A 24,122-nucleotide genomic window follows, 5' to 3' on the forward strand; every position below is an offset into this window, starting at 1 on the left:
TGCCTTTGACCGCCTCAGAAATTAATTCTGGCTCTAATTCAAAGAGTGCCGCCGTAGTTGGCGCAGGCATTGCGGGTTTAGTTGCCGCAAAACGTCTTGTTGATTCAGGCTTTCAAGTGGACGTATTCGAATCAACCGACCGAGTCGGTGGCCTGATTTCTGCGGCACAGCTTGGTAACTATCTAATCGACATCGGTGCCGAATCGTTTGCGGTTGCAAAAAACACTGTGCCCGAGCTTTGTGCCGAGTTGGGTATTGAAAATTTAATAGTTCAACCTCAGCGTAGTGATGCTCGCATTTTGGGAGTTCGCGGCGTGCACACAATTCCCCATGGTGTCCTAGGTATTCCAAGCGATCTAGATGCACCCGAAGTTGCAGAGGCTGTTGGCATAGAAGCTGTTGCGCTAGCAAAACAATTGGATTCAAAACCATGGGTTGCTGACGCCGACATAAGCATTGGTGATTTAGTCGAAGTAAGACTAGGTAAAGCATTCGTCGATAACTTTTTGACCCCTGTAATTGCCGGAGTGCATTCGTCGGACCCTCAAAAACTCGAAGTCGCCACAGTGTCACCTAGTTTGTTAGCAAAGGGCAGTGAGACCGGTTCGTTGGTTGCAGCGGTAAAGGCAATCAGAAGTTCGGCTGCTCGTCCGGGTGCGGCAGTTGCTTCAATTTCTGGAGGTATGCACAAGTTAGTCACCGAGCTCGAGTCATATCTCATCAATGCTGGAGTCGTTATCCATCTAAATAAAAAAATCGAATCACTTGCCGACCTTGCGTCTTATGATCGTGTGGTTTTGGCCGCTGGCATTGAAGGCGCAGCCCAAGTTATGGCCGATAATTCCAACGACCTCGCCAAAGATCTTCAACAGGATTTAGCATCTTTCAAGGGAGTAGATGCTGCCGTGGTTGCTCTTTTAGTGGAATCTGAACAGCTGAATGAATTCCCGCGCGGAAGTGGAGTTTTAGTCTCGGCTGAGGTTTCAGATCTGGGTGCGAAGGCTGCAACTCACGTGAACGCTAAGTGGGCCTGGGTGAATAACTTGCTGCCAAAAAATCAACACATATTGCGATTCTCATTTGGCAGAAATGGGGTCCTCCCGGCTGAAGTGGAGTCTTTGGCCGAACTTGCCACTCGCGACGCAGCGAGAATTTTTGGAATTTCAGACGTTCGAGTTATTGAAACCTTTACTAAAAAATGGCCCCACGCCTTGATTCAAGCGACACCAGGACACTCGGCTATCGTTAAGCGTGTCAAGTCGCGCATCGCTGCAGATTCGAGACTGACAATCATCGGTGCTGGGCTCGGGGGAAACGGCATAACTGGAATTCTGAGCGTAGAAAGATGAATGAAATGACTGAAGTAAGTCAAACTGCGGGTCGCCCTACACCTGCTGAAATCAACGAAACGATTCACTACACAACATTTCTGGCATTCCAGCTAGATGACCGGATCGCAAATTCGGCTGCCGCAACTAAAAGCTATAAAGCATGGTTGGTAGAGTGCGCAAGCGCTGGGGTAACGGTTCGAGGCGCATACGACCTAACCGCCCTGCGAGCTGACTCAGCACTCTTGCTATGGTTGCACGCCGATACAGCTGAACAATTGCAAAAAGCCACGCACGCTTTTTCTCGCACCAAATTTGGCTCACACTTTTCACCAACCTGGACCGGAATGGGCATTCACCGACCAGCGGAGTTCAACCGTTCACACGTTCCGGCTTTCATGCAGGGTTATGCACCGAAGACTTGGCTTTGCTTTTACCCGTTTGTGCGCTCACACGAGTGGTACCTATTGCCAGAGGAAGAGCGCTCTGAAATGTTGCGCGAGCATGGCGTTGCTGGACACAAATTCAAAGGTGTTCAAAGCAATACGGTTTCATCATTTGCACTTGGTGACTACGAATGGCTACTAGCTCTGGAGTCCGAGGACCTCCACGAAATTGTAGACATGATGCGCGAACTAAGGAATACCGCAGCACGCCGTCACGTTAGAGAAGAAGTGCCGTTCTTTACCGGCAGCATCATCGACCCAACCCAGATCGGAGAGACTTTCGCATGAAGTACGACGCAATTCTTCTAACCTCATTCGGTGGCCCTGAGGGTCCAGAAGAAGTAATGCCATATCTTGAACGAGTAACCGCAGGGCGCGGTGTTCCGCGCGAGCGTCTAGAAGAGGTGTCACACCACTACCTAGCTCTTGGCGGAGTCAGCCCAATCAACGAACAAAATCGTGCACTTTTAGCTGCCATGCGTAGCCATTTCCCGGAGCGGGGAATCGACATCCCCATTTACTGGGGCAACCGTAATTCAGAACCATTTTTTGCCGATGTACTAAAGCAGATGTATGCAGATGGTCACCGAAACGTGTTGGCGTGGGTTACTAGTGCCTACTCGTCTTATTCAGGCTGTCGTCAATACCGTGAAAACTTGGCCGCTGCCCTTACCGAGGCTGACCTTGAAGGCAAGATGACAATAGACAAAGTTCGTCATTTTTTTGATCACCCTGGATTCATCACACCGATAGCAGATGACCTGGCTGCAAAAATTAAATCAATGCAGGATCTTGGTCTGACGTCAAACCAGATTTCCATCATGTTCGCGACCCACTCGATTCCAACTGCTATGGGCGTAAGTTCAGGTCCTGAAGCCCGTCGTGATGAATTTGCCCAGCTTGCAGGAGAAGGCGGCGCTTATGCTGCTCAACACTTGGCTGCTGCAGAAGTAACCATGAAGAAGGTCGCCGATAAAATCTCCGGGTCACTGCCCGACTGGTCCCTGGTTTACCAGTCTCGATCAGGATCACCATCCGTGCCGTGGCTTGAGCCAGATGTAAACGACGCAATCAACGATGCCGCTGACTCAGGCACTAAGGGCGTCATCATTGTTCCGATTGGTTTTGTGAGCGATCACGTTGAAGTTATTTGGGACCTCGACAACGAAGCTAAAGATACCGCGGAAGCTCGAAGCCTAGAATTTGCTCGAGTCGTCACTGCTGGTGTTGCACCTGAATTTGTTGACGGAATTGCTGATCTTATTCAAGAGCGTTTAAGTAACGCAGAGAAAAAAGCTCTCTCGAAACTTGGTCCCTGGGTTGATGCATGTGCCGTCGGTTGTTGCCCAAACCTTCGCAAAGATCTTCCGGTCGTAGCAGAAGCCTAAGCGTTACTAATTTTTAGATTGATGTTCTAAAGAGTGCACGCCACGCACCGGTGTTTTCGAAGACCCGGTTACCGGAAGTCTTAATGCGAGCGTGGCACAGTGGTTCGTACGAACCGGGGTTGTTGACGGCAACTACAAGGCGTCACAGGGCGCCAAGCTTGGACGTGCTGGAAAAATTCAAATACCAGTTGATGATTCAGGTTCTGTTTGGGTTGGTGGTGCAGCAATAACCTGCATCAGTGGCCAGATCGAAATTTAAATCGCGCCTTCGGCCACTGGAGGTTTATCTGCGACTGGCGTGGCTTCGGCCAACGTGTCGCTGAAATTCCGATAACTTCGAAATTTCAACGCGTCACGCTCGGGCCTCGCGGAGAATATGGGATTCGAACTTCTATCCCTGCTCGATCTTAGGGATACGTTTCTGGTATTTCAAGCACATTGGGATACAGTTCGGACACTCCAAAATGCATAAAGATACCTCAGAAAACTTTGATCAGCGTCGCCGCAAGCACATCAAACGGCACATTAGCTTGCATGAAGCATCGCCGAGAGATGAGATCAAGAATCCAAGGTTTCAACTTTGCGTAGTACAACGTCTACGTGATTCCACGTGTTCCAAATAGACCTTTAAATCGGATGGTAAAATTTAACTAAGCAGCAAGCAATTGCTAGCGAAATGACATAAACGACACTCCTTGTAACTAACTATGGAAGGCGTTATGTCAACGTTAAATAATCATCCCGATTTCGTATCTGTCGAACGGGCCGCCGAGATGCTCTCGGTATCCACCAAAACAATCCGCAACTGGATTAAGTCTGGTGACCTGCCAGCCTTTGAAGCCGGACCCAAATTGCTTCGAATAAGTGTTTTAGATATCCGAGCATTTTGTAAACCGGTAAGCCGGGCCAATTGGAAGCCACGTGTAACGTCTCGCACAGATCTAACGGCAAAGACTCGTGAAAACTATGGTCACGCAAAAATGCGTGAAGTGCTCGGGCGCGGGCCATTCGATTTTGGTCCGTAATTCCCAGAGCTTTGTAAGTTCACGCCCAAGCTTAAAAAAAGACCTGGCGATCACCAGGTCCTTTTAAAAATCTCTAACAACTAACTATTTAAGAAAGAAATCTACATGTCTAATTTAACACCAAAACCCGACACCGAGTGGAACATCCTCAGCCACTACGAACAAGCGGCGTACCTGGCAAATCAAAAGTTGAGCGTGATGCCCGTCCATGGAGTGGTCAATGGGCTGTGTACATGCTCCCAATTTCATTACGACTTGAAGGATGTAGGCAAGCACCCCGCATCAGCAGGTGGTCAAAAGGACGCCACAACAGATCAAGGACAAGTTGAAAAATGGTGGGGTATGAATCCAGATTGGAACCTGGCAATCCACTGTGTTCGATGCGGCCTTGTTGTTTTTGATTTTGACCCGAGAAACGGCTCCGAGGACTCTTACTGGCGTCTGTGGGATGCTACGGAATCAATGATTGAAGACACGTGGATCGTGGACACCGGTGTCTATAACGTCAAAGGTAAAACTCTGCGTGGGTTCCACATTTACTTTCGTCTTGAGCAAGACGTTGCACTTGTCGGTGACATGAAAAAGCTTGGTTATCCCGGGGTGGATGTGAAGCGCAATGGCTACGTCATGGCGGCTGGTTCTAAGCACGTGTCTGGGGTCGAGTACTCCTGGCGTAAAGGCCATGCGCCTTGGGAAATCCCGCTAGCCGTAATCCCCCAAGGGCTACTTGAGACGGTGATCAAACGAGGCGGCGGATCAGGTAGCAGCAGAGTGAATCGCATCACCGATTTAGAGGGTTGGGATGAAAGATGGGAATCAGTTAAGTCGGCTGATGTGAAGGCAACTCCATATGCGCAGGCCGCATTGAAGCGATGTGTCGCTGAGCTAAAAGGTATGCGCCGCGGAGATAGCCGCAACAATGCAATGAATGCAATGGCATTTTCATTAGGTCACTTGATTGGCGGGGGTCAAATCTCGCTATCAAAATGTAGAGACGAGCTGATGGCTGCCGCTGCCGAAAGTTATGGCGGCGATTGGACAATGAAAAAAAGCAATACCGAGTCGGTGCTGCGTGAGTATGGCGGTGGATTTGAAGAAGGGGCGCTTAGCCCCCTATACCCTCGTCAACTCACCGAGGATGCAGTAGAAGAAATCAAAGCGGCGGTTATTCCTTTTGCAGAAGCGGACAACGATCGCCTCTTGGAGCTTGTTCAGACAGGCTTTCTAAAGAGTTCCCGTCTTCTTTCGGAATCTCTACTCGAAGCCGTTAAGTTGCTTGGCCCTATCAAGGTAGGACCTGGTAAAGAGCTGCTCTATTACAAGGATGGCTACTGGCAGACCGAAGCTGAAGACGAAATCACTAGAAGGGTCTCGCTCTTGATGGGTGAAGACTTTTTGACTCGATACGTTTCTGAGGTTTCCAAGCTGCTCAAGGTTCGGAGTCAAAAGATCGTGAAAATGGGCCCAAAGGAATTTTTGAACCTTGAAAATGGCATGCTGAATTGGAGGACCGGTCTCTTTTCACCGCATGATCCAAAATTCAATTCCACGGTAAGAATAAATTGTGCCTGGGACCCATACGCTACTTGCCCGAATGTGGATGCCTGGATGAGCGACATGATTTATGACGATCTCATAGACCTAATTTGGGAGATCATCGGCGTCTGTCTTTACACGGGTATGGGATTTCAGCGAGCAATCTTTTTTGACGGCTCTGGTCGTAATGGTAAGGGCACGCTCATCCGTCTTATTTCTAAGTTGATCCCGGAACTTTTCATGGCAAATGTTGAGTTCCAGCGTTTCGGAAGCGACAAATTTGCAACATCCCAGCTATTTCGAAAGATCCTCAATGTTGTCGGTGACCTTTCGGCGAGTGCTATGAAAGACAGTTCAACTTTCAAGATGCTTACCGGCGAGGACTCTATCCAAGCCGAGAGAAAATATGGGCAGCCATTCAACTTTCAAAATGAAGCGACACTCCTATTTTCTGCAAATAAGATGCCAATAGGTTCAGATGAAACGCGTGGATATGCATCACGTTTCTTGATCGTCCCGTTCACCAAAAAGACTCTGCGGGACGATGAGATCGATGCAGCGTTGGAAGACCGCCTATTCGCAGAACTCCCAGGTGTACTAGTCAAAGCAGTCGCAGGTCTTAAGCGAGCAATGGAGCGAAAAGGTTTTGCCGATGTCGAACGCTGCCGTATTGCCCACCAGAAGTACATGGGCCGCATCGATCATTTTCAAAACTGGGCAGATGAAAGCTGCGAATTCACAGGGCTTCGAGCCGACGTGGTCCCTAAAACGGGGATGTGGTCCAGCTACCAATTCTTCTGCATCACAAATGAGATTGATGGCCTAAAGCGTCTCGAATTTTACGAGGAATATGATCGCCGATTCGGTCGAATTAGCCAGCAAGTTGAACACGAAACAATGATGTTTAACCAGGTTCGCCTAAAGCCTTCTTTGATGAATTTCTAACCGTGGAACCGTTACTTTTTTCTAAAAAGTTTTATCAAGTGATACATCGATATTTATTTTTTTATTAATAAATAGAGTTTTCCCAAAAAACATCGGATTTACGGTGAATAGTTAGGAGTTTTAATGGACCATCACATTGAAAGTTCATTTATCGGATCGGTAGATGCTATCAGAGCTCTCGCGGAAGTGATTCAGGATCAAGCAATTAGAGGGAATTTGCAACTCGCCTTTACCTTGCCAGGGCATAAATTCACACAAGGCTTAGTGCTCAAAAGCACAATCAATTTTGACTGCTATATTTTCGAGATCTTTATCTCTAGGAGTGAGTTTTCAGTCCTAAGGCTGCCGGATCACCATCAGCTTGCCTCCGAGCACTGGAGAAAATACTCAGTTAACGGAGATGTTGTTATTTATAGAAAGGAGGTGCTAAGTGAAAATGGCATTCTCAGATCAGTGAGAAGCATCTCTAGAATTTTTGAACATTTAGGTGTGGATTTTGAAGTTGGCGATAAGTAAGACTAATCCTCAAAGTCATGGCTTGTTTATGCGACTGGCGCAAGAATATTTACGAAGTTTTTGTTTTGTATGTATTTACTCTGGCGCTCTCGAAACAAATTCACATAAATCTAAAAACATCAACAGCAGTGTATCCCGGATCATGCACTGGGTAGCCAATGTAGCATGGTATTCACTAATAACAAGCGCTCTGGGGGAGCAATGAACCCAGAGATATCTCTATAAAGCCTTTAATGATATCTACAACGGCATCAATAGAGCGCCGAGGGTGATTGGTTAATTAGAAACCTAAGGCCCTCTAGGGACCTTCTATGGCTATTGGGGCTCAAAGCGCGTTAGGCAGTAAACAGAAAACTTGTAGTCGTTTGATTATCGCCCTATCGATACCCGACCAGGGATCAAAAATGCAGATTCTAGGCAGGCCAAGTCTGCTCTTATCATGTTAATCGTGACTGCAAATTGGTATGTGCTAACAGGTGGACCTAGCTCCGGTAAAACTACGACTGTGAATTTGCTTGCGTCTAGAGGGTACAAAACAACGATCGAACATGCTCGTCACTACCTCGACACGACCGCGATTAACGGGCGCACCGTCGAAGAAGTCAGGTCAAATCAGAAAGAGTTTCAACACGGTATTGCAAGAATGCAAATTGATCAGGAGCGTGCTCTTGACCCACGTGACACAGTTTTTTTAGATCGGGCTTTGCCTGACTCAATCGCCTATTGCAGATTTCTTGGTATCGATCCAGACTCAGAGTTGCTGGACGCGGTCAAAAAAGCAACTTACAAAAAAGTATTTCTTTTGGATTTGCTTCCACTTCACGCTGACTATGCAAGAATTGAGGATTCTGCTGCGCAGTTGAAGATTCACTCTCTGCTAGCGAATGCCTATGAAGAACTAAATTTTCAGATTGTTCGTGTTCCTGTTTTGCCACCAGAACAGCGAGTGGACTACATACTTAGAAATCTGTAAAGCAGGATCATTTTTTATCCAGCGCAGACCTGGAGTACTACTCGGAGGCAGCAAACTTAGATGTGACGGCAGACAGCATTTGCCGAACGCACCACTTTGCATAAAGTTTTCCGCCAAGAAAACTCAGTATTGGGTGGGTAGCGCTGTTTTCATAATCAATTTGAACGGTGACTCTAGTGCCATTCTTCTCAGCGGCTAGGAGAAAACCAAGTCGATAATGACCGATTACAACAATCTCTGATCTCAAAGTTTCCCAAGACTTTCTTACGCTCACCTGACACTCCGAAACAATTTCGTCGATAAAAAGTTTGAACCCAAAGGCGCTGCCTGTCATAACTATGTGGGCACCCACCTTCTTGCCCCTTTGCCCATCGAGCTTCAGTGTCATCCCACCCATACCCAACATGGCAGATTTGCCGCCAGACATGTGTGCACCCAGGTTTCGATGGTCGTCTAGAAAAGAAAACAGAGATTCGGGAGTCGCTTGCAGAATTACAGAGTCCTCTAGGTGGTGGGGATATTCGCGCATCCAATCTTTAGGAGAATCCATTCACCATCTCCTTTTCTTTCATTATTGCTAATAATACCCCAGGGGGGTATATTCATGGCAGGATCACAGGTTAGGAAAATCATGGAAAATCACGACCACGAAATGCACCACGATCGCCGTTCGGGTGCTGAGCCAACTGGCACTGGAGCCAATGCGCATGAATGCAAGTGCGCCTCTGATCCAGCTGCTCGTTGTGATTGCCCCCCAAATGAATGCCAATGTCACTCAGGCTCAGCAAACGCTCACATGACTCATGATCACCATGACCATGCCGCACATGGCCACTCCACGCATGCACACTCAGGGCACGACCACGAGGCCATGACGACGGGGCACGAAAGCCATGAAAAAGTCGAGCATGGTGTAGCCAGTACTCAGGTTGGGCATACCACGCATGCAACGCACGATGGACACGCCACTCATTCAGGTCACGGAGGGCATGCAGGTCATGGCGGCCATGCGGGGCACGTAGAAAAGTTCCGAAAATTATTTTGGATCATGCTCGGTGTTGCGATTCCTGTGATCGGTTTTTCTAGCATGTTCGCCATGCTTATCGGTTACGACCTACCAAGCGGCCCATGGGTGAACTTTGTTTCACCAATTCTTGGAACGGTTATGTTTGTCTGGGGTGGCTCACCGTTCCTGACGGGAGCCTGGCAAGAAATTAAACAACGTAAGCCTGGCATGATGCTACTGATAAGTCTCGCGATTTCCGTGGCCTACATAGTTTCAGTAGGAGCCAGTCTAGGAATTACCGACCACGAACTTGATTTCTGGTGGGAACTTGCACTTCTAATCGTGATTATGCTTTTGGGTCACTGGGTAGAGATGCGCTCATTGGCCCAAACTAACTCGGCACTTGATTCACTTGCCGCATTATTGCCAGATGAAGCTGAAGTTATTAATGGCGATGTGACTCTAAAAGTCAGCCCGTCAGAATTGAAAGTGGGGGACATAGTCATCGTTCGTCCTGGAGGTCGTGTACCAGCTGACGGAGAAATCATTTCTGGATCCGCCAGCATGGATGAATCTATGATCACAGGTGAGTCCAAGACAGTGCAGCGAACAGTTGGTGAACCAGTTGTAGCAGGAACAATCGCCACGGATTCATCAATTCGCATCCGAGTAGCAGCTGTTGGTGCCGATACGGCACTCGCAGGGATTCAAAAATTGGTTTTAGAAGCCCAGAACTCATCCTCTAAGGCCCAACGAATCGCTGATCAGGCAGCCGCGCTTTTGTTCTGGTTTGCTCTTGGTGCAGCGGCAATAACCATGGCTATTTGGTCATCCCTTGGAAATTTCGATCAAGGAGTGATTAGAACAATCACGGTGCTTGTCATTGCCTGCCCGCATGCACTTGGCTTGGCAATCCCGCTAGTTGTTGCAATTGCTACTGAGCGAGCTGCTAAAGGTGGCGTCTTGATCAAGGATCGATTGGCTTTGGAAAGCATGCGCACGGTCGACACAATTCTTTTTGACAAGACTGGGACTCTAACCAAAGGTGAACCTGTCCTTACAGGTATCGAGACGAACCCAGGCATCGATGAGGCGGAAATTATTGCGCTGGCTGCAGCAGCAGAAGGTGACTCGGAGCACCCCTTGGCTAAGGCAATTGTTCAGGCTGCGATCACAAGGAAACTTAAGCCTCTGAGCGCAGTGGATTTCTTGTCATCTCCTGCGGTGGGGGTTAGCGCAGTTGTTGATGGAAAGAAAGTTCAAGTTGGCGGGCCAAACCTGCTCTTGAGTTTGGGCCAGGCTGAACTTTCTGTAGCTAGTGCTTGGAAGAGCGAGGGTGCAATCATCTTGCATGTCGCCGTTGAAGGGCAAGTTGTTGCTGCGCTGCGTCTTTCGGACGCGATTCGAGAAGAATCAAGGCAAGCCGTCGAAGCCCTTCACAAGTTGGGCCGCAAAATCGTAATGATCACTGGCGATGCTGAAGCGGTGGCCCAGTCAGTTGCAAAAGAGCTCGGTATTGATCGAGTGTTCGCAGGAGTTCGCCCAGAGGATAAGTCTGCAAAAGTACGGGAACTGCAAAAAGAAGGTTTGCACGTTGCCATGGTTGGGGATGGCGTGAATGACGCTCCAGCCCTAGCTCAGGCAGACGTAGGCATAGCGATTGGTGCGGGAACCGATGTGGCTATTGCCTCGGCTGGGGTCATCCTGGCAAGTTCCGACCCTAGGTCAGTACTTTCTGTGATTCAACTTTCCAATAAGTCTTACCGAAAGATGAAGCAAAACCTTTGGTGGGCTGCTGGATACAACATGCTCGCAGTGCCACTCGCAGCAGGTGTACTGGCCCCGTTTGGTCTTATTCTGCCGATGTCTGTAGGTGCTGTACTTATGTCGCTCTCAACCATCGTTGTTGCACTAAACGCACAGCTTCTTCGAAAACTAGATTTGAGCCCCGAGGCAAGTGCTAGCCAAATTCTAGGCAGGTCTTAAATTGCACGAACCTGGTCACGGGTACATTTCTGATAAATCTAAATATCAATCACGTTTACGCCGCATTGAAGGTCAGGTGCGGGGTGTACAGCGGATGGTTGAAGAAGAAAACTATTGCATCGACGTATTAACGCAAATTTCTGCAATCAGGAGTTCGTTGCAAGGGGTGGCGCTGGCGCTGTTAGACGACCACCTAAATCACTGTGTTCGTAATGCCGTTGATTCAGATGGAAACGAATTAGAAGAGAAACTCGCAGAAGTAAGTGAAGCTATTTCACGCTTGGTTAGATAGTGAACTGAGCTTCGGGTGCAGGTCCTATTTAGGAGCGATTCAGTTCGAGTGAAAAAGACGGAAGTTTAATTTCGCGGTGAGTGAAGATTCGCCCCGATCTAACTCCATTTAGAATGACCAAAATTTCAGCCAAGTTATGAACCAAAACTACAGTAGCCAAGCCTACAAATCCGAATAACGACAGTGGAATTAGAATTCCAATAAGAGCAAGTGAAAGTACAAGGTTTTGGAGCATGATTACTCTTGTTCTGCGGGCATGATCTAACACTTCAGGCAAATAGTTTAGGTTTTCTCCCATGAGTGCAACGTCTGCGGTCTCAATTGCAACGTCAGTACCCATGGCGCCTATAGCAATCCCAATATCGGCGGTAGCCAAGGCAGGGGCGTCGTTAACACCATCGCCAATCATGGCAGTAATGCCCCTTTTTTTAGCTTCCCTAATAATGTCAGCCTTATTCTCAGGGCGAAGATCGGCGTAAACCTCTGAAATTCCGGCCGCCAGCCCGATAGCTTTTGCAGTGGCCCAGTTATCTCCGGTAAGCATCATCGTTTTATATCCATCGGAATTCAGATGCGAAATAACTTCATTCGCCTCTGGGCGTAATTCATCCCTCACAGCGATTGCACCGATGACTTCACCGCCAAGTTCGACTAACACCGCTGTGGCACCAATTGTTTGCATGGCCAATATTTTTTCGTCAAGTCCTGCAGAAGTTATCCATCCTGGTCTTCCAAGGCGGACAACTAAATTGTTGAATTTTCCTTCAATCCCAGCACCTGGAATACTTTGCACATCCGTCACGGCCGCTGGATTAGGGCACGCTTCTAAAATTGCCTTAGCAAGAGGATGCTCGCTTCTGGCTTCTAAACCTGCCGCCAGTGACAAAACCTGCTCTTTTGTGGCTTTAGCGGCACAAGCAACTTCGATTACGACAGGCCTATTGCGAGTCAGTGTTCCCGTCTTATCCAGTGCAACATTGCGGACCTTGCCCATAATTTCAAGTGCACCGCCACCCTTGATTAGAACTCCGATTTTTGTCGCAGCCCCGACGGCAGTGACTACAGTGACTGGCACTGAGATGGCCAGAGCACACGGTGAAGAAGCCACTAAAACAACAAGTGCTCGCTCAAACCAAATGGTTGGTTCACCAATTACAAAACCATAAATTACAATCAAGACACCCATGATGAGGATTCCGGGGACTAATTTAGAAGCGATCGAATCCGCTAGGCGCTGACTTTGGCCTTTACGTGACTGCTCTCGTTCTACAATTTGAACGATTTTTGCAAGTGAGTTATTTTCAGCGCTCGAGGTAACTTCAGCTTCGACTGGTCCAGGGCCATTTATGGTGCCTGCGTAAACAACATCGTTGGGTCCAGCCTCAACTGGCACTGACTCACCTGTAAGTGCTGAAGCGTCTAGATTGGTGCGTCCATTTAAGATTCGGCAGTCAGCGGAGAATCGCTCCCCAGGCCGTACGACTAAAATATCGCCCGGCTTAAGGTCGTCAGGAGAAACCTTAACCTCCGCATGATTCTGCAGTACTGTGGCTTCCTTGGGTACAAGGTCAAGCAATGCGCGAAGGCCATGACGGGTGCTAATTAGTGAATATTCCTCTAGCCCCTCCGAAATGGAGTATAAAAACGTCAGTAAAGCCGCTTCCTCTAGTTGCCCAAGAGCCAGAGCACCGATTGCGGCAATCGTCATCAAAGTGCCAACTCCAACTTTGCCCTTGCTCAGCTTTCGAAGGGTTGATGGCGCAAAGGTCCACGAAGATATAGCTAAGGCACCTAGGTTTAGGGATGTCGTGACGAGTTCTGGAACTTCACCAAACCCTAGAATCCATGAAAGCAGAAGAAGAATTCCTGAAGCGCTAGCTAACCGAATTTCGCGCACTTGCCAAAGTCCATGTCCAAGCGAAGTGCTTATTTTTTCCGCCTTTTTCGATGATGCAATCGGCTCAAAACAGATATCACCCATGGTTAATTACTCCCTAATCGGACGCCCCTCACAGCCTAGGCTGCTCGGGTAGTTTTTAGATTACGTTAATGATGCCCATCATGCCCAGGTCCTCGTGGTCAAGAATGTGACAGTGGTAAACGGTCATTCCTGCGAAGTCACTGAACTGCACGCGCACAACAACTTTTGATTTGGCAGGAACGTTCACGACATCCTGATACTCAACTTCTTGAATTAGCCGATTCGGAACCGAAACAAGTTGTTGATCCCAAACGTGTAGGTGGAAGGGGTGGTCCATCGTCGATTCGTTTACGAGAGTCCACTCTTCAACTGAATTTGCCGCAGACGAGGTATCGATTCGTGTGCCATCAAACGGTTTTCCATTAATAATGAACTGGCCCTCAAGCCCCGTCGACATCATGTCCATCATGTTATTCATGCTGGGCATCCATAGTTTGAAGGTGCGTTTTGCGCTTACTGGTAGTGACCTCAAATCAGGCTGCACGAATGACATAGGCGCAAGCGAAGCGATGGATGCCGCGGCCTTAGACGGTTGAAACTTAACTAACGGGTAGTCCTTGTATTCAGTCGCACTCCCCATCATTCCCATTGCATCAGGGTGAGGAACAGTCGTGTAGGTCAGCGATGCTTCCTTATCGGTCACTGTCACTAATAGGTCAACTCTGTTTCCAGGTGCGATAGTTACTCGTTTCAAGTCCCTTGGTTGCGAATATTTATTGCCATCGATTCCCAAAACCATAGCTTTAGCGCCAGTCAAAGCAAGATCTAAGTTTCGCGATGTGCAGGAATTAATTATTCTCCAACGCTCCACGCTCCACATTTTTGGTTCCATGACTGGCTGGACTTGTCCGTTGACGAGCAGCACCTCGCCTTCACGGCCCATCATTTTGCTCATCATGTTCGCACCTGCAACGTTTCCATCGCTTGCTATTGAGATGTCGGAAATTATGACGACTCGATCCTCCTCTACCTTGGGGGTCTCATCATTCTCGATGATGATCCCCCCGTAGAGTCCAGCGAAAACCTGAGGTGCGACCATTCCATGGTGGTGTGGGTGGTACCAAAAGGTTCCCTCTTTGTGATTTTCAGGGATCTGGTACTTGTATGTGAAGGTTTCACCATCCTTGACTTCGATGAATGTGTTATCGCTGTTGCCTTCAGGGCTAACGTGCAAACCATGAGTATGAAGGTTCGTCGAATCCCCCAAATTATTCGTGAAGTCAACCGTAATCACATCACCTGGTTTGGCAACCCAAGTAGGTCCAGGTGATGTGCCGTTGTAGGTCATAACCTTGGCAGTTTTACCATTGATTACTTTTGACGTCATCGCAGCAACAAGGGAGATACCGAGTGCACCATTTTTACTGACTAGGCGCTCTGGCTCAGATCCACTTTGCGCTTGATTAGTGGGATTCAGGAGTGAATATGAAACACCCGCTATTGCAGCAGTTCCAGCAACAGCTCCACCAATAGCTAGGAAGTTTCGTCTTGATAGTTGTTTTTTAGTTTTGTTCGACATGGGTTCCTACTTTGTAAGCAGTGCTTTTAGCTCGGTGATTTCGGAAGAGCGAATTTTCACTAAATCGGCCGCAAATTTTGCAACATTCACATTTGATGTAGCTGAAACAGCCTTCGCCATGCCAACACAACCTTCTAGTTGCGCGAGCATGTTTTTGACATAGAGCTTGTCGAAGGAGGTTCCCATCGACGCCGACATAGCGGTCAATTGAGCATCAGTGACTGTACCCGCAATCTCCATACCAGGCATTTGATGCTCTGCCTCTTGGGTGCCATAAGAAGTGGCGCCAATCGACTCCAGCCAAGCAGTCATTGTAGAAACGTCAGACTCTTGCTCGGCTTTAATCTTTTTAGCGAACGCTAACAACTTGGTATTCGTGGAGTTACTCAGAGCCATTGTTGACATGTCAATAGCCTGAGACTCGTGAGGGATCATCATTTGCGCAAACATGATGTCACCATCCCCAAGTTCGCCATAGTTGGAGGTCGCTGATGAGGTTGGAGTAGAGCTTTCAGCTGAGTCGGAGCCCATCCCAGACATCCCGCTCATCGAGCCCATGTCGTGGTTCATCCCAGCCATTCCGTTGTTAGCGGTCGAAGCACATCCTGCCAAAGCCAAGGAAGCGGCAACTAGGCCAGCAGTTACGAAGATTGATTTCTTAAATTTGGTGTTCATTTTTTTCCTTACGTATTCAAAAATTTTGGGTATTACAAAATTCAGCGCGCAGCGCTATCGAATGCGATTGGAATTTATGTTCGGCTAATGCCTAAGGCAACGACGTTTACCGAGGCGGGTACACGAAGCGCAAAAGCTGGGGGGCGAATTATTTGCCTTACCTGGCGTGCGACAACGAGCAACTTAGGGCGCATTACCAGAAGGAGAATGCCGAGTAGCAGATACGCAAGCAAAGGCCCGATGGTGATTAGGTTTCCGCCTTGCCCTCTTGAATCGCCGAGGAAAAGTTCTGGTGCAGATGTAACAATCTCGACACTTGAAGCTGCCTGAGTAGCTAATTCGACCGAGTGCGATTCTTCCATTTGGTCGATTGAGGGTGCTGTAAACGTTGTGCCGTCAGCCATGGTGTGTGACATCGATGACCCGTGGGCGTCGCTCATTGGGGCGATGCAGAGGGCGTGGAAAACAGGTGCAAACCCAACTAGGGTGGCAACTAATAGAAGTGCCGCCCAGCGCTTAACTGAAGAAGGCTGAACCATAATCGAAGTCTATCCGTGGAATCTGGTAATGACCTGTAAGTTTTGCCTAGGGGCTGCTCGCGGGCCTGTAAAGCACTTCGGCCTTCGAGTCTTTCAGTAGAACTACCCCGCGTTCATCGACTAGGGCTACCGCGCCTGATTCCAATTCAAGAAGTGCCTGAACCGTGCCGCGAGAAGAACCGAATTGCTGCCATTTCTGGTCACTCATTTTCCACAAGACACCATTGACGTCAACGCCAATAAGGCCGTCTTCAGGCATAGAACTAATTGTGTATAGCAAAGGCGCACCTTTTATAGGCGTGAATGACGTTCCCTTATCTTCACTCACCAAAAGACCTTCAGGTGTTGCAGCAAATAGCGCCCCGTCAGATGTGGCTGCAAGATCCACCGCTTCGATTTTGCTCTTGTTCTGCCAAGTCTGTCCGCCATTAAGGCTCACTCGAAGGGCGAGTGACCCAGAACCTATTCCATACAAGGAGTTGTTTGGTCCTACAGTAAGCACGTGGAAATCTTCGGCTCCCGTGAAGGAGACTGGTGACCAGTTCTCTCCCTCATCATCACTTCGAATAATTCCAAGATTCGGAGTTCCTAGTTGAGCGTCCGTATTGGGCCCCGGATGGCCAGAGGCATAAAGAGTTTTTTCGTCACCGCTAATTCCCATGGCGTCAAAATCATTGCCCCCAATTGGCCCGGCGACGTCGCCCTCTTCGTTGATTGTGTAAATGCCAGAGTGTGTTCCTAGAAGAATGTCGCCACCTCCGAGATCAACGATGCCGTGAACGTGACCAAAGTTGACCGCTGGAGAAGTGGGGTTAGGGGGGCTACATGCGCTTAGAAATAAAACTGAAAGTAGCGAGAGGCTAGCGAGCAAATGTTTTGATATTCGACTTTTCATTTGTTTTGAGACTACATGGCTCAAAATAAAAATAGAAGCGCCACCCGTAAATTTCCACTTTGGGGGGGCAATGTCGACCCTCAGCTGTGCACCTTTTTCAAGGGGAGAGAAACACCGACTTGGGCATCGCCTGGCCTTTGAAATTAGGTCGATTAGTTCATTTTACTTTTTTACCTGCGGACGGTGAGGGCGTGAGCACCAGGCATGGGCATGTTTTTCGAAAATTTGGAGATATGGAAATTGGCGTTAGTCCTAGACCAATTCATGTAAGCCATGATGCTTGCGCGGGGGCTCCCCCAACTCACATGTTCAAACCAATAAATCTGCGCCAAGAATTCCGCGGTTTCAGCCTTGTTGTCGGTGGGCGCATTCAGCCTTGCCCAGCGATTTGAATTTGGAATAGCATCCTCTGCTATTTCTCGGATCACGGCGGGTAGGGCCAGCTGGGTCAAGACTTTAGTTGAAATAAATTTTTCAACTCGTTCAATCTTGAGGCTTTCAACTTCTATTCGGTCGCCCGTAAATGCGCATTCCAAAATGACAGCAAGGCCATGGCCTGGGTAAGAGACTCGACGGGTAAATGTGGCCGGGAGAGAAAGAGTGGCACCCGTCTCAGGGTCGGATGGCCCAAACGTCACGGTCTTGCCATCTGGTGTGCCTGTTCTCTCAACTTTGAACGAAGAATTCATAGGTTCATTCTACTAGAACCCCTTCCGAAGGGGGTGGTAGTGCACCCCTCCTTTGCTGAACCGGAAGCTTTCGTGTTTGGTTTGACAAACGGAGAGCTTCGCTCACCAAATGACATCTCAGCTCGATGGGCACGTGCTGTTAAGAAGGCGGCCACATATGTAAGTGAACAAAACTCTTTTGGTGCCCGTGAACTGCCTAAGCTTACGCTCAAGGGCCTACGCCACAGTCACGCAACCATGCTCATGAAAAACGGCACTAATCCGAAAATTGTTCAGGAACGTCTGGGCCACAGCAACATCAATACGACTATGGATATTTATTCACACGTCACTCCAACGATGCAGCAAGAAGCGGTGAGCAACCTTGTCGAAACCTGGGAAGAATCTAAAACGATTCTTTCCATTGGGGGCGGAAAGTAGGCAAAATGAAATTTTTCTCACATGGGACAGCACATGTGACTCAGACTCAGTCAGCCCAGCCCTCTAGAAGCCTTATTTCTAGGGGCTGGTGCATGGCGGAGAATATGGGATTCGAACCCATGAGGGCTTGCACCCAACACGCTTTCCAAGCGTGCGCCATAGGCCACTAGGCGAATTCTCCTTGGATTGTTACAGACGTCAGTCTACCTAACTGGCAAGCTAACCAAGCAGCGCGGGGAACAGCTCACCAACTGCACCAATTGCCGAAGACACTGCAATGGAGATCAGCAGCAAACCAAATATGCGACTCACGATACTGAGACCGGTTTCACCAAGTAGTTTTTCAAGTGGTTGAGCCGCCAAGAACAAAACATAAGAGACAACTGTCAACGCCAAAATCACACCAATATTTGTCCAAAAGGCTCCGCCCTCAGTTGAGCGGATTGTGATTGTTGCCGCAATTGCACCGGGACCTGCCATCAATGGAATCGCCAGTGGCACAACCGCGGCGCCAGAGGCGCTGGCAGCCAGGGCCACCTTTTGCCCCTGCACCATTGACCAACCAATTCCACCAATCACCAGAGCACCGGCAATTCGGAACGCGTTGATGTCAATGCTCAGCAGTCGAAGAATCGCCTCGCCCAAGAAATAGGCAACCACCAACGTGGCTCCAGAAACCAAAGCGGTTTTCAAAGCTACCGATCGGCGCTCACTGGGTGTGCGGCCGGCGGTGAGGGTTAGAAAAACCGGAATAGCGGTGATTGGACTGACAATTGCAAAGAGGGCAATCAGGGTGGTCACAGCACTTGAAGTTGGCACTATTTACTTTCTATCGGTTTGGTGGCACCGCTCAAGAAAAGTGAGACAGCAACGAGTGCAAGGGGAATGCTAAACGCCACGTAGATTCCTGCAACTTGACCAAGTGCACCAAGTGCGGGGCCAACGGTGATGCTTGAAATGTAGACAACGGTGATAATCATGTTTACTCGGGGAGCGGCCATGGATTGGTCATCGCTCATTGATGCAATCACCATTGGGAACCCAACTGCTGCACCAAGACCCCAAAGGATGAGCCCTAGGTATTCCAAACCGGTGGCCTCGCTGGTCATAAAAATGATCATGCCGAGCGCGGTGAAAATAATTGAGGCCAGCACCAGGCGATAGCGACCAATCAGATCAAGCACGTAGCCACCAATCAGACGCACAATCGTAATCACAATCCAAAAGACACCAAACGCGGTGGCAGCTTCGGCTCCGGTGTAGCCAATATTCGTAAGCGCCAACGGAACCCAAACACCGGCAGACATCTCGGCCATGATGAAAGTGAAACCAACCACTGCAAGCAGCAGGCTTCGTTTTTCAGTCCAAATCTTCGCGGCGATTTTACGGTTCTCAATTTTCTTGGCTGCTGATACATCTGGTTCCTTGTGCTTCGGAAAACCATAGCCACCAATTATTGAAACAACACCGATAAAAATACCCACGGCCAAGAAAGAAACCGACAGCGAGACATCGGCGTTGATTAGCCAGGTGGCTAAACCGGCACCAACCAACATGCCCACGCCGAATAATCCGTGAATCGCAGAGAAAATAGATCGCTTTGCCGCTTTATCAACAGCGGTGCCTTCAAGGTTGCCAAGGAAGTCACTCAAGGCCATTGGCAGTCCAATGAAGAACAGACAGATTGAGCTGACGAAAAAGCTGCCGGCATCAACGGCAAAACCTAGAATCGCGAAGGATGTACCGGCAACTGCAAATGTTGCCGTGTTCACGTTGCGAGTGCCGAATCGGTGTACCAATGGACCGGCGAATAAAATTCCGGCCAGACCACCTGCCGGGTAAAGCATCGCCAACCAGCCCATCTGGGCGGTGTTAATTGCCAGCGCGTCTTGCACCTCTGGCCCGCGGCTCACCCAGGTTGAGTACAGAAACGCGCGGGTGAAAAAGATGGTGGCGGCTCCGGCGAACCAAATTGCGATGCGAGCTTTTGTGGTCATTTACCTAGGCTAACAAGGCTGAATTGCTCTCAAATCCAACGGCTAAACTGATTGATGGCTCCTCGCGTGGCGCTACCTCGGCTAACTCCCCCAGGATCGAAAGATAGCAAGGGTAACTGGGCTCTGGCGGGTGCGCGGGGAGTCTTTTATTGGAATCGACGGTCAGATGCGAAAGGTAGGCTCTAGACGTGGTTACCGCTCTGTATCGTCGCTATCGCCCTGAAACCTTCGCTGAATTGATTGGCCAGGCTCAGGTCACCGCTCCGCTGATGACCGCACTTCGCACCGATCGCGTGAATCACGCATATCTTTTCTCTGGCCCTCGCGGTTGCGGAAAAACTACCTCGGCTCGCATTCTTGCTCGTTGCCTCAATTGCGCTGAAGGACCAACAGATACCCCCTGCGGAGTTTGCCCAAGCTGCGTGGAACTTTCGCGTGATGGTTCTGGCTCACTTGACGTTGTAGAAATTGACGCGGCCTCGCACAACGGTGTTGATGATGCTCGCGATCTGCGCGAGCGCGCCATATTTGCCCCGGCTCGTGACCGCTACAAGATTTTTATCCTTGACGAGGCTCACATGGTTACCCCGCAGGGCTTCAACGCACTTTTAAAAATTGTTGAAGAGCCACCTGCACATGTGAAGTTTATTTTTGCCACCACCGAACCCGATAAAGTCATCGGCACAATTCGTTCTCGCACTCACCACTATCCGTTTCGCTTGGTGCCACCAGCTCAAATGCTTGAGTACCTTGAGCAACTTTGCTCAAGTGAAAAAGTTGAGGTTGCACCAGGAGTGTTGTCACTTGTGGTTCGATCTGGCGGCGGTTCTGTACGTGATTCCCTTTCTCTACTTGATCAGCTAATCGCTGGTAGTGAGGGTGGCAAGGTTGAGTATGACCGCGCAGCCGCACTGCTGGGCTTTACTCACGCAGCTTTGCTTGATGAGGTAGTCGATGCCTTTGCTGCCAAGAATTCGGCGCAGGTTTTTGCCAGCGTAGACAAGGTAATTCAAACCGGTCAGGACCCTCGTCGTTTTGTTGAGGATCTGCTGGAGCACCTGCGCGATTTGATTGTCATTCTTTCAGTCGGCGACGAGGCCAAGAGCGTGCTGCGTGGAATCCCAGCAGATGAACTAGAAAAGATGAAGACACAGGCACTTGGTTTTGGTTTGGCTGAGCTGACCCACGCTGCCGAAACGGTAAACGCTGCCCTAACCGAAATGTCTGGCGCCACCTCACCAAAACTGCACCTTGAATTAATGTGTGCCAAGGTACTGGTGCCATCAAGTGATCAGACAGAGGTTGGTTCACTTGCGCGCATCGAGCGCCTGGAGCGACGCATCGGTGTTGGTTCTGGCGATGCCGCTAGTCCCGCGGCCAGTGTGGCAACGGTTCAGGCCAGTACTCAAAATGCGACTCCGGTCACTCGAATTGGATCTGAAAAACCTGCAGGTGTTTCAGCACCGAAAGCCGAAAAAATTACTGAGGTTTCTGCACCGGCTGGAATCGGGGGAGTAACTCTGACTCAGTTTAAGGACTCGTGGCCAAACATTTTGACGCTGGTAAATAAGAAGTCAAAGGCGGCCTGGATGGTTGCGTTTGCGTTGAGCGTGGTTGATTTCGCCGGTGATGTTTTGACCCTCAAGTTCATGAGTCAAAAAGATCTTGATTCGTTCAAGAATGCCAGCGGAGCATCAGAGGTGTTGCGCGGAGCAATCATGGACGTGCTGGGTGTTCAAGTTAAGTTCAAAGCCCAAATTGATGCCAAACCAGAAGACGCACCTGCACCCGCTGCACCTGCTGAACCGGCACCCGTGAAGGCAGACACAAAACCAATGGCAGTGGTTGAGGAAGTTGAACCGCAGGATCAAGCGCCTGCTCAAGAAGTTGCCGCAGCACCAGAGCCTAAGTCAGCGCCAGAGCAAAAATCACGCAACTCCGGTATGGCCGATGAATCCGCTCGCTACGGTGAATCGCTACTTCGCGAAATGCTTGGTGCCGAACCAATGCAAGACAAGAACGGTAAGTAATGTACGAGGGCGTTGTTCAGGAACTGATTGACGAGCTTGGTCGTTTACCAGGAGTGGGCCCAAAGTCTGCCCAGCGCATCGCCTTTTACCTTTTGCAAACAGAGGATGACCAAGCCCAGAAACTTGCCCAGGTTCTAATGGAAGTTAAGGAGCGAGTTCGCTTTTGCGAGGTCTGCGGAAACGTGACTGAGGAAACCCAGTGCAATATTTGCCGCGATTCCCGCCGCAATCGCACCGCTATATGTGTGGTTGAAGAGTCCAAAGATGTTCAGGCCATTGAGCGCACCCGCGAATTCCGCGGCTTGTACCACGTGCTTGGCGGAGCAATCAGCCCGATCGAGGGCATCGGCCCAGATCAGCTTCGCATCAAGGAACTCATGGCTAGATTGGGCAATCCCGAGATCCAAGAGGTAATCATCGCCACCGATCCAAATCTTGAGGGCGAAGCCACCGCCACGTATTTGACCCGAATGCTCAGCCCACTGGGCATCAAGATTTCTCGTCTGGCCTCCGGTTTGCCGGTTGGCGGCGATCTTGAATACGCCGATGAAGTGACCCTTGGCCGGGCATTTGAGGGACGCCGAACAGTCAACTAAACTAGAGACTTCTTGCGGTATCTGGCCGCGATCCCTTCAACTCAAGGAGATACGGTCTTGGCTCTGATTGTGCAAAAGTTTGGCGGTTCATCCGTAGGAGATGCCGACAAGATTAAGCACGTAGCCAAGCGCGTTATCGAGACCCAGAAGGCGGGCAACCAGGTTGTGGTTGTGGTCTCCGCAATGGGCGACACCACCGATGAACTGCTTGACCTAGCTAACTCGGTTGCCGAAGACCCATACAAGTCACCTCGTGAACTTGACATGCTGCTCACCTCTGGCGAGCGCATCTCAATGTCGCTACTTGCCATCGCAATCAACGCACTTGGCGCAAAGTCACAATCATTCACCGGTTCGCAGGCTGGAATCGTGACTGACAGCGTGCACGGAAACGCCCGCATTGCAGAAGTCACCCCAGAGCGCATTCGCGAATCGGTTGACGCCGGCAACATTGCCATCGTCGCTGGATTCCAAGGTTTCAACCGTGAGACCAAAGACATCACCACACTTGGCCGCGGTGGTTCAGACACCACCGCCGTTGCGCTCGCCGCTGGTCTAGACGCAGACCTCTGCGAAATTTATTCAGATGTTGATGGTGTTTACACCTCAGACCCACGCGTAATTAAGGGCGCCAAGAAGCTAGACGCCATTGATGTTGAATCAATGCTTGAGCTGGCAGCGGCCGGGGCCAAGATTCTGCACATTCGCGCGGTTGAATTTGCTCGTCGTCACAATGTAGATCTACGCGTTCGTTCAACATTTAGCACCGATCCAGGAACCATCGTTTATTCAGGAAAAGCAGGAGCAGGCATGGAAGAGTCAGTCGTATCTGGTGTAGCAATCGACAAGGGTCAGACCAAGGTTATGGTCATTGGTATTCCTGACGTTCCGGGCAAGGCGGCTGAGTTGTTCCAGCTGGTAGCCGACGCCGGAGCCAACATTGACATGATCGTGCAGAACACCCCAACCGGTTCAGATGTGACCGACCGCGTCAGTGACATTGGCTTCACCTGCCCCAAGTCAGAGACCAAGAAGGTAGCCGCCGCTTTGGAATCAGCCAAGGCATCGCTTGGTTTCCGAACCGTAGAGATTGATGAAGAAATCGGAAAGCTTTCAGTAGTTGGTGCTGGCATGCGAACCCACTCAGGTGTCTCGGCCACAATGTTCCGTGCTCTTGCCGAAGCTGGCATCAACATTGAAATGATTTCTACCTCTGAGATTCGCATTTCGGTGATCACCAGCGACGACCAGGTTGACGCCGCGGCTCGCGCAGTGCACACCGCATTTGGTTTGGATTCAGATGTAGAAGCAGTTGTTTACGCAGGAACAGGACGATAAAA

General features: G+C 49.6%; 21 protein-coding genes, 1 tRNA gene, 1 other RNA gene and 2 pseudogenes. 15 read left to right on the plus strand and 10 right to left on the minus strand.

Annotated elements, in window-relative coordinates; genetic code table 11:
• Positions 1 to 5 precede the first annotated feature (5 nt).
• From hemG to RHOLA_RS01480, 8 genes and pseudogenes are all read left to right on the plus strand, one after another.
• Positions 6 to 1,349 (plus strand): protoporphyrinogen oxidase, encoded by a 1,344-nt coding sequence (hemG, locus tag RHOLA_RS01450; RefSeq protein ID WP_158384481.1) that lies wholly within the window; start codon positions 6 to 8, stop codon positions 1,347 to 1,349.
• Positions 1,346 to 2,062, plus strand: a complete 717-nt coding sequence (gene hemQ, locus RHOLA_RS01455) for a hydrogen peroxide-dependent heme synthase (RefSeq protein WP_227818788.1) — start codon at positions 1,346 to 1,348, stop codon at positions 2,060 to 2,062. The genes hemG and hemQ overlap by 4 nt, the downstream gene beginning before the upstream one ends.
• Entirely contained in the window at positions 2,059 to 3,162 is a 1,104-nt protein-coding gene (locus RHOLA_RS01460) for a ferrochelatase (RefSeq protein WP_038501900.1), read from the plus strand. Before hemQ ends, RHOLA_RS01460 begins: the two co-directional genes overlap by 4 nt.
• Positions 3,163 to 3,199: 37 nt before the next feature.
• A pseudogene (locus RHOLA_RS07200) lies at positions 3,200 to 3,421 on the plus strand (PhzF family phenazine biosynthesis protein); the annotation flags it as partial.
• A 460-nt stretch (positions 3,422 to 3,881) separates the two neighbouring features.
• Positions 3,882 to 4,187 (plus strand): helix-turn-helix domain-containing protein, encoded by a 306-nt coding sequence (locus RHOLA_RS01465; protein WP_038501902.1) that lies wholly within the window; start codon positions 3,882 to 3,884, stop codon positions 4,185 to 4,187.
• 105 nt (positions 4,188 to 4,292) lie between these two features.
• Positions 4,293 to 6,668: a phage/plasmid primase, P4 family gene (locus tag RHOLA_RS01470; RefSeq protein ID WP_084321329.1), complete on the plus strand. Its 2,376-nt coding sequence runs from the start codon at positions 4,293 to 4,295 to the stop codon at positions 6,666 to 6,668.
• A gap of 123 nt (positions 6,669 to 6,791) precedes the next feature.
• Positions 6,792 to 7,184, plus strand: coding sequence for a hypothetical protein (locus RHOLA_RS01475; protein WP_038501904.1), 393 nt, complete (start codon positions 6,792 to 6,794; stop codon positions 7,182 to 7,184).
• A gap of 439 nt (positions 7,185 to 7,623) precedes the next feature.
• The gene (locus RHOLA_RS01480; RefSeq protein ID WP_038501906.1) at positions 7,624 to 8,157 is read left to right on the plus strand and encodes an AAA family ATPase; all 534 of its coding nucleotides are present in this window, start codon (positions 7,624 to 7,626) and stop codon (positions 8,155 to 8,157) included.
• 37 nt (positions 8,158 to 8,194) lie between these two features.
• Here RHOLA_RS01480 and RHOLA_RS01485 read toward each other — a convergent pair whose 3' ends face one another.
• Positions 8,195 to 8,707: an SRPBCC family protein gene (locus tag RHOLA_RS01485; protein WP_051636169.1), complete on the minus strand. Its 513-nt coding sequence runs from the start codon at positions 8,705 to 8,707 to the stop codon at positions 8,195 to 8,197.
• A 246-nt stretch (positions 8,708 to 8,953) separates the two neighbouring features.
• On the opposite strand from RHOLA_RS01485, the gene RHOLA_RS01490 reads away from it, so the two are divergent.
• Positions 8,954 to 11,149: a copper-translocating P-type ATPase gene (locus tag RHOLA_RS01490; RefSeq protein ID WP_084321482.1), complete on the plus strand. Its 2,196-nt coding sequence runs from the start codon at positions 8,954 to 8,956 to the stop codon at positions 11,147 to 11,149.
• Between the two features lies 1 nt (position 11,150).
• Entirely contained in the window at positions 11,151 to 11,441 is a 291-nt protein-coding gene (locus tag RHOLA_RS01495; RefSeq protein WP_038501909.1) for a metal-sensitive transcriptional regulator, read from the plus strand.
• 28 nt (positions 11,442 to 11,469) lie between these two features.
• Here the strand turns inward: RHOLA_RS01495 and RHOLA_RS01500 are convergent, their stop codons facing one another.
• The 6 genes from RHOLA_RS01500 to RHOLA_RS07370 all read right to left on the minus strand — a co-directional run bounded on the left by RHOLA_RS01500 (position 11,470) and on the right by RHOLA_RS07370 (position 17,739).
• On the minus strand, positions 11,470 to 13,422 hold the full coding sequence (locus RHOLA_RS01500; protein ID WP_038501911.1) for a heavy metal translocating P-type ATPase: 1,953 nt from the start codon (positions 13,420 to 13,422) through the stop codon (positions 11,470 to 11,472).
• A gap of 55 nt (positions 13,423 to 13,477) precedes the next feature.
• Complete coding sequence (locus RHOLA_RS01505) at positions 13,478 to 14,941, minus strand: multicopper oxidase family protein (RefSeq protein WP_038501913.1); 1,464 nt, start codon at positions 14,939 to 14,941, stop codon at positions 13,478 to 13,480.
• 6 nt (positions 14,942 to 14,947) lie between these two features.
• On the minus strand, positions 14,948 to 15,616 hold the full coding sequence (locus tag RHOLA_RS01510; RefSeq protein ID WP_038501914.1) for a DUF305 domain-containing protein: 669 nt from the start codon (positions 15,614 to 15,616) through the stop codon (positions 14,948 to 14,950).
• 74 nt (positions 15,617 to 15,690) lie between these two features.
• A complete protein-coding gene (locus tag RHOLA_RS01515; protein WP_038501915.1) occupies positions 15,691 to 16,155 on the minus strand; it encodes a hypothetical protein in 465 nt (154 codons plus the stop codon).
• A gap of 46 nt (positions 16,156 to 16,201) precedes the next feature.
• Entirely contained in the window at positions 16,202 to 17,050 is an 849-nt protein-coding gene (locus RHOLA_RS01520) for a F510_1955 family glycosylhydrolase (RefSeq protein WP_038501917.1), read from the minus strand.
• A 170-nt stretch (positions 17,051 to 17,220) separates the two neighbouring features.
• Positions 17,221 to 17,739 carry a hypothetical protein gene (locus RHOLA_RS07370; protein WP_038501918.1) on the minus strand — a complete coding sequence of 173 codons (519 nt, stop codon included), beginning with the start codon at positions 17,737 to 17,739 and terminating at the stop codon, positions 17,221 to 17,223.
• A 39-nt stretch (positions 17,740 to 17,778) separates the two neighbouring features.
• Here RHOLA_RS07370 and RHOLA_RS07205 point away from each other — a divergent pair, with 39 nt between their 5' ends.
• Entirely contained in the window at positions 17,779 to 18,159 is a 381-nt protein-coding gene (locus RHOLA_RS07205; protein ID WP_158384483.1) for a tyrosine-type recombinase/integrase, read from the plus strand.
• A 93-nt stretch (positions 18,160 to 18,252) separates the two neighbouring features.
• On the opposite strand, the gene RHOLA_RS01535 is transcribed toward RHOLA_RS07205, so the two are convergent.
• From RHOLA_RS01535 to RHOLA_RS01545, 3 genes are all read right to left on the minus strand, one after another.
• A tRNA-Ser gene (locus RHOLA_RS01535) sits at positions 18,253 to 18,340 on the minus strand.
• Positions 18,341 to 18,378: 38 nt separating this feature from the next.
• The gene (locus RHOLA_RS01540) at positions 18,379 to 18,978 is read right to left on the minus strand and encodes a MarC family protein (protein WP_051636170.1); all 600 of its coding nucleotides are present in this window, start codon (positions 18,976 to 18,978) and stop codon (positions 18,379 to 18,381) included.
• Entirely contained in the window at positions 18,978 to 20,156 is a 1,179-nt protein-coding gene (locus tag RHOLA_RS01545) for an MFS transporter (RefSeq protein WP_038501920.1), read from the minus strand. Before RHOLA_RS01545 ends, RHOLA_RS01540 begins: the two co-directional genes overlap by 1 nt.
• A gap of 53 nt (positions 20,157 to 20,209) precedes the next feature.
• Between RHOLA_RS01545 and ffs the strand changes: the two genes are divergently transcribed.
• The 4 genes and pseudogenes from ffs (at position 20,210) to RHOLA_RS01560 (ending at position 24,120) form a co-directional block, all read left to right on the plus strand.
• Positions 20,210 to 20,306: signal recognition particle sRNA small type (gene ffs, locus RHOLA_RS07210), an RNA gene on the plus strand.
• Between the two features lie 38 nt (positions 20,307 to 20,344).
• A pseudogene (locus RHOLA_RS01550) lies at positions 20,345 to 21,901 on the plus strand (DNA polymerase III subunit gamma and tau); the annotation flags it as partial.
• Between the two features lie 284 nt (positions 21,902 to 22,185).
• A complete protein-coding gene (gene recR, locus RHOLA_RS01555; protein WP_038501922.1) occupies positions 22,186 to 22,782 on the plus strand; it encodes a recombination mediator RecR in 597 nt (198 codons plus the stop codon).
• Positions 22,783 to 22,839: 57 nt separating this feature from the next.
• Positions 22,840 to 24,120: an aspartate kinase gene (locus tag RHOLA_RS01560; RefSeq protein WP_038501923.1), complete on the plus strand. Its 1,281-nt coding sequence runs from the start codon at positions 22,840 to 22,842 to the stop codon at positions 24,118 to 24,120.
• Positions 24,121 to 24,122 lie beyond the last annotated feature (2 nt).

The sequence above is a fragment of the Rhodoluna lacicola genome, from assembly GCF_000699505.1.
Taxonomy (GTDB): Bacteria; Actinomycetota; Actinomycetes; order Actinomycetales; family Microbacteriaceae; genus Rhodoluna; species Rhodoluna lacicola.

Coding starts and splice junctions, on each gene's coding strand:
- hemQ (WP_227818788.1), top strand. CDS start 1,346: ATGAATGAAATGACTGAAGTAAGTCAAACTGCGGGTCGCCCTACACCT.
- RHOLA_RS01460 (WP_038501900.1), top strand. CDS start 2,059: ATGAAGTACGACGCAATTCTTCTAACCTCATTCGGTGGCCCTGAGGGT.
- RHOLA_RS01465 (WP_038501902.1), top strand. CDS start 3,882: ATGTCAACGTTAAATAATCATCCCGATTTCGTATCTGTCGAACGGGCC.
- RHOLA_RS01470 (WP_084321329.1), top strand. CDS start 4,293: ATGTCTAATTTAACACCAAAACCCGACACCGAGTGGAACATCCTCAGC.
- RHOLA_RS01475 (WP_038501904.1), top strand. CDS start 6,792: ATGGACCATCACATTGAAAGTTCATTTATCGGATCGGTAGATGCTATC.
- RHOLA_RS01480 (WP_038501906.1), top strand. CDS start 7,624: ATGTTAATCGTGACTGCAAATTGGTATGTGCTAACAGGTGGACCTAGC.
- RHOLA_RS01485 (WP_051636169.1), bottom strand. CDS start 8,707: ATGGATTCTCCTAAAGATTGGATGCGCGAATATCCCCACCACCTAGAG.
- RHOLA_RS01490 (WP_084321482.1), top strand. CDS start 8,954: ATGACTCATGATCACCATGACCATGCCGCACATGGCCACTCCACGCAT.
- RHOLA_RS01500 (WP_038501911.1), bottom strand. CDS start 13,422: ATGGGTGATATCTGTTTTGAGCCGATTGCATCATCGAAAAAGGCGGAA.
- RHOLA_RS01505 (WP_038501913.1), bottom strand. CDS start 14,941: ATGTCGAACAAAACTAAAAAACAACTATCAAGACGAAACTTCCTAGCT.
- RHOLA_RS01510 (WP_038501914.1), bottom strand. CDS start 15,616: ATGAACACCAAATTTAAGAAATCAATCTTCGTAACTGCTGGCCTAGTT.
- RHOLA_RS01515 (WP_038501915.1), bottom strand. CDS start 16,155: ATGGTTCAGCCTTCTTCAGTTAAGCGCTGGGCGGCACTTCTATTAGTT.
- RHOLA_RS01520 (WP_038501917.1), bottom strand. CDS start 17,050: ATGAAAAGTCGAATATCAAAACATTTGCTCGCTAGCCTCTCGCTACTT.
- RHOLA_RS07370 (WP_038501918.1), bottom strand. CDS start 17,739: ATGAATTCTTCGTTCAAAGTTGAGAGAACAGGCACACCAGATGGCAAG.
- RHOLA_RS01545 (WP_038501920.1), bottom strand. CDS start 20,156: ATGACCACAAAAGCTCGCATCGCAATTTGGTTCGCCGGAGCCGCCACC.
- recR (WP_038501922.1), top strand. CDS start 22,186: ATGTACGAGGGCGTTGTTCAGGAACTGATTGACGAGCTTGGTCGTTTA.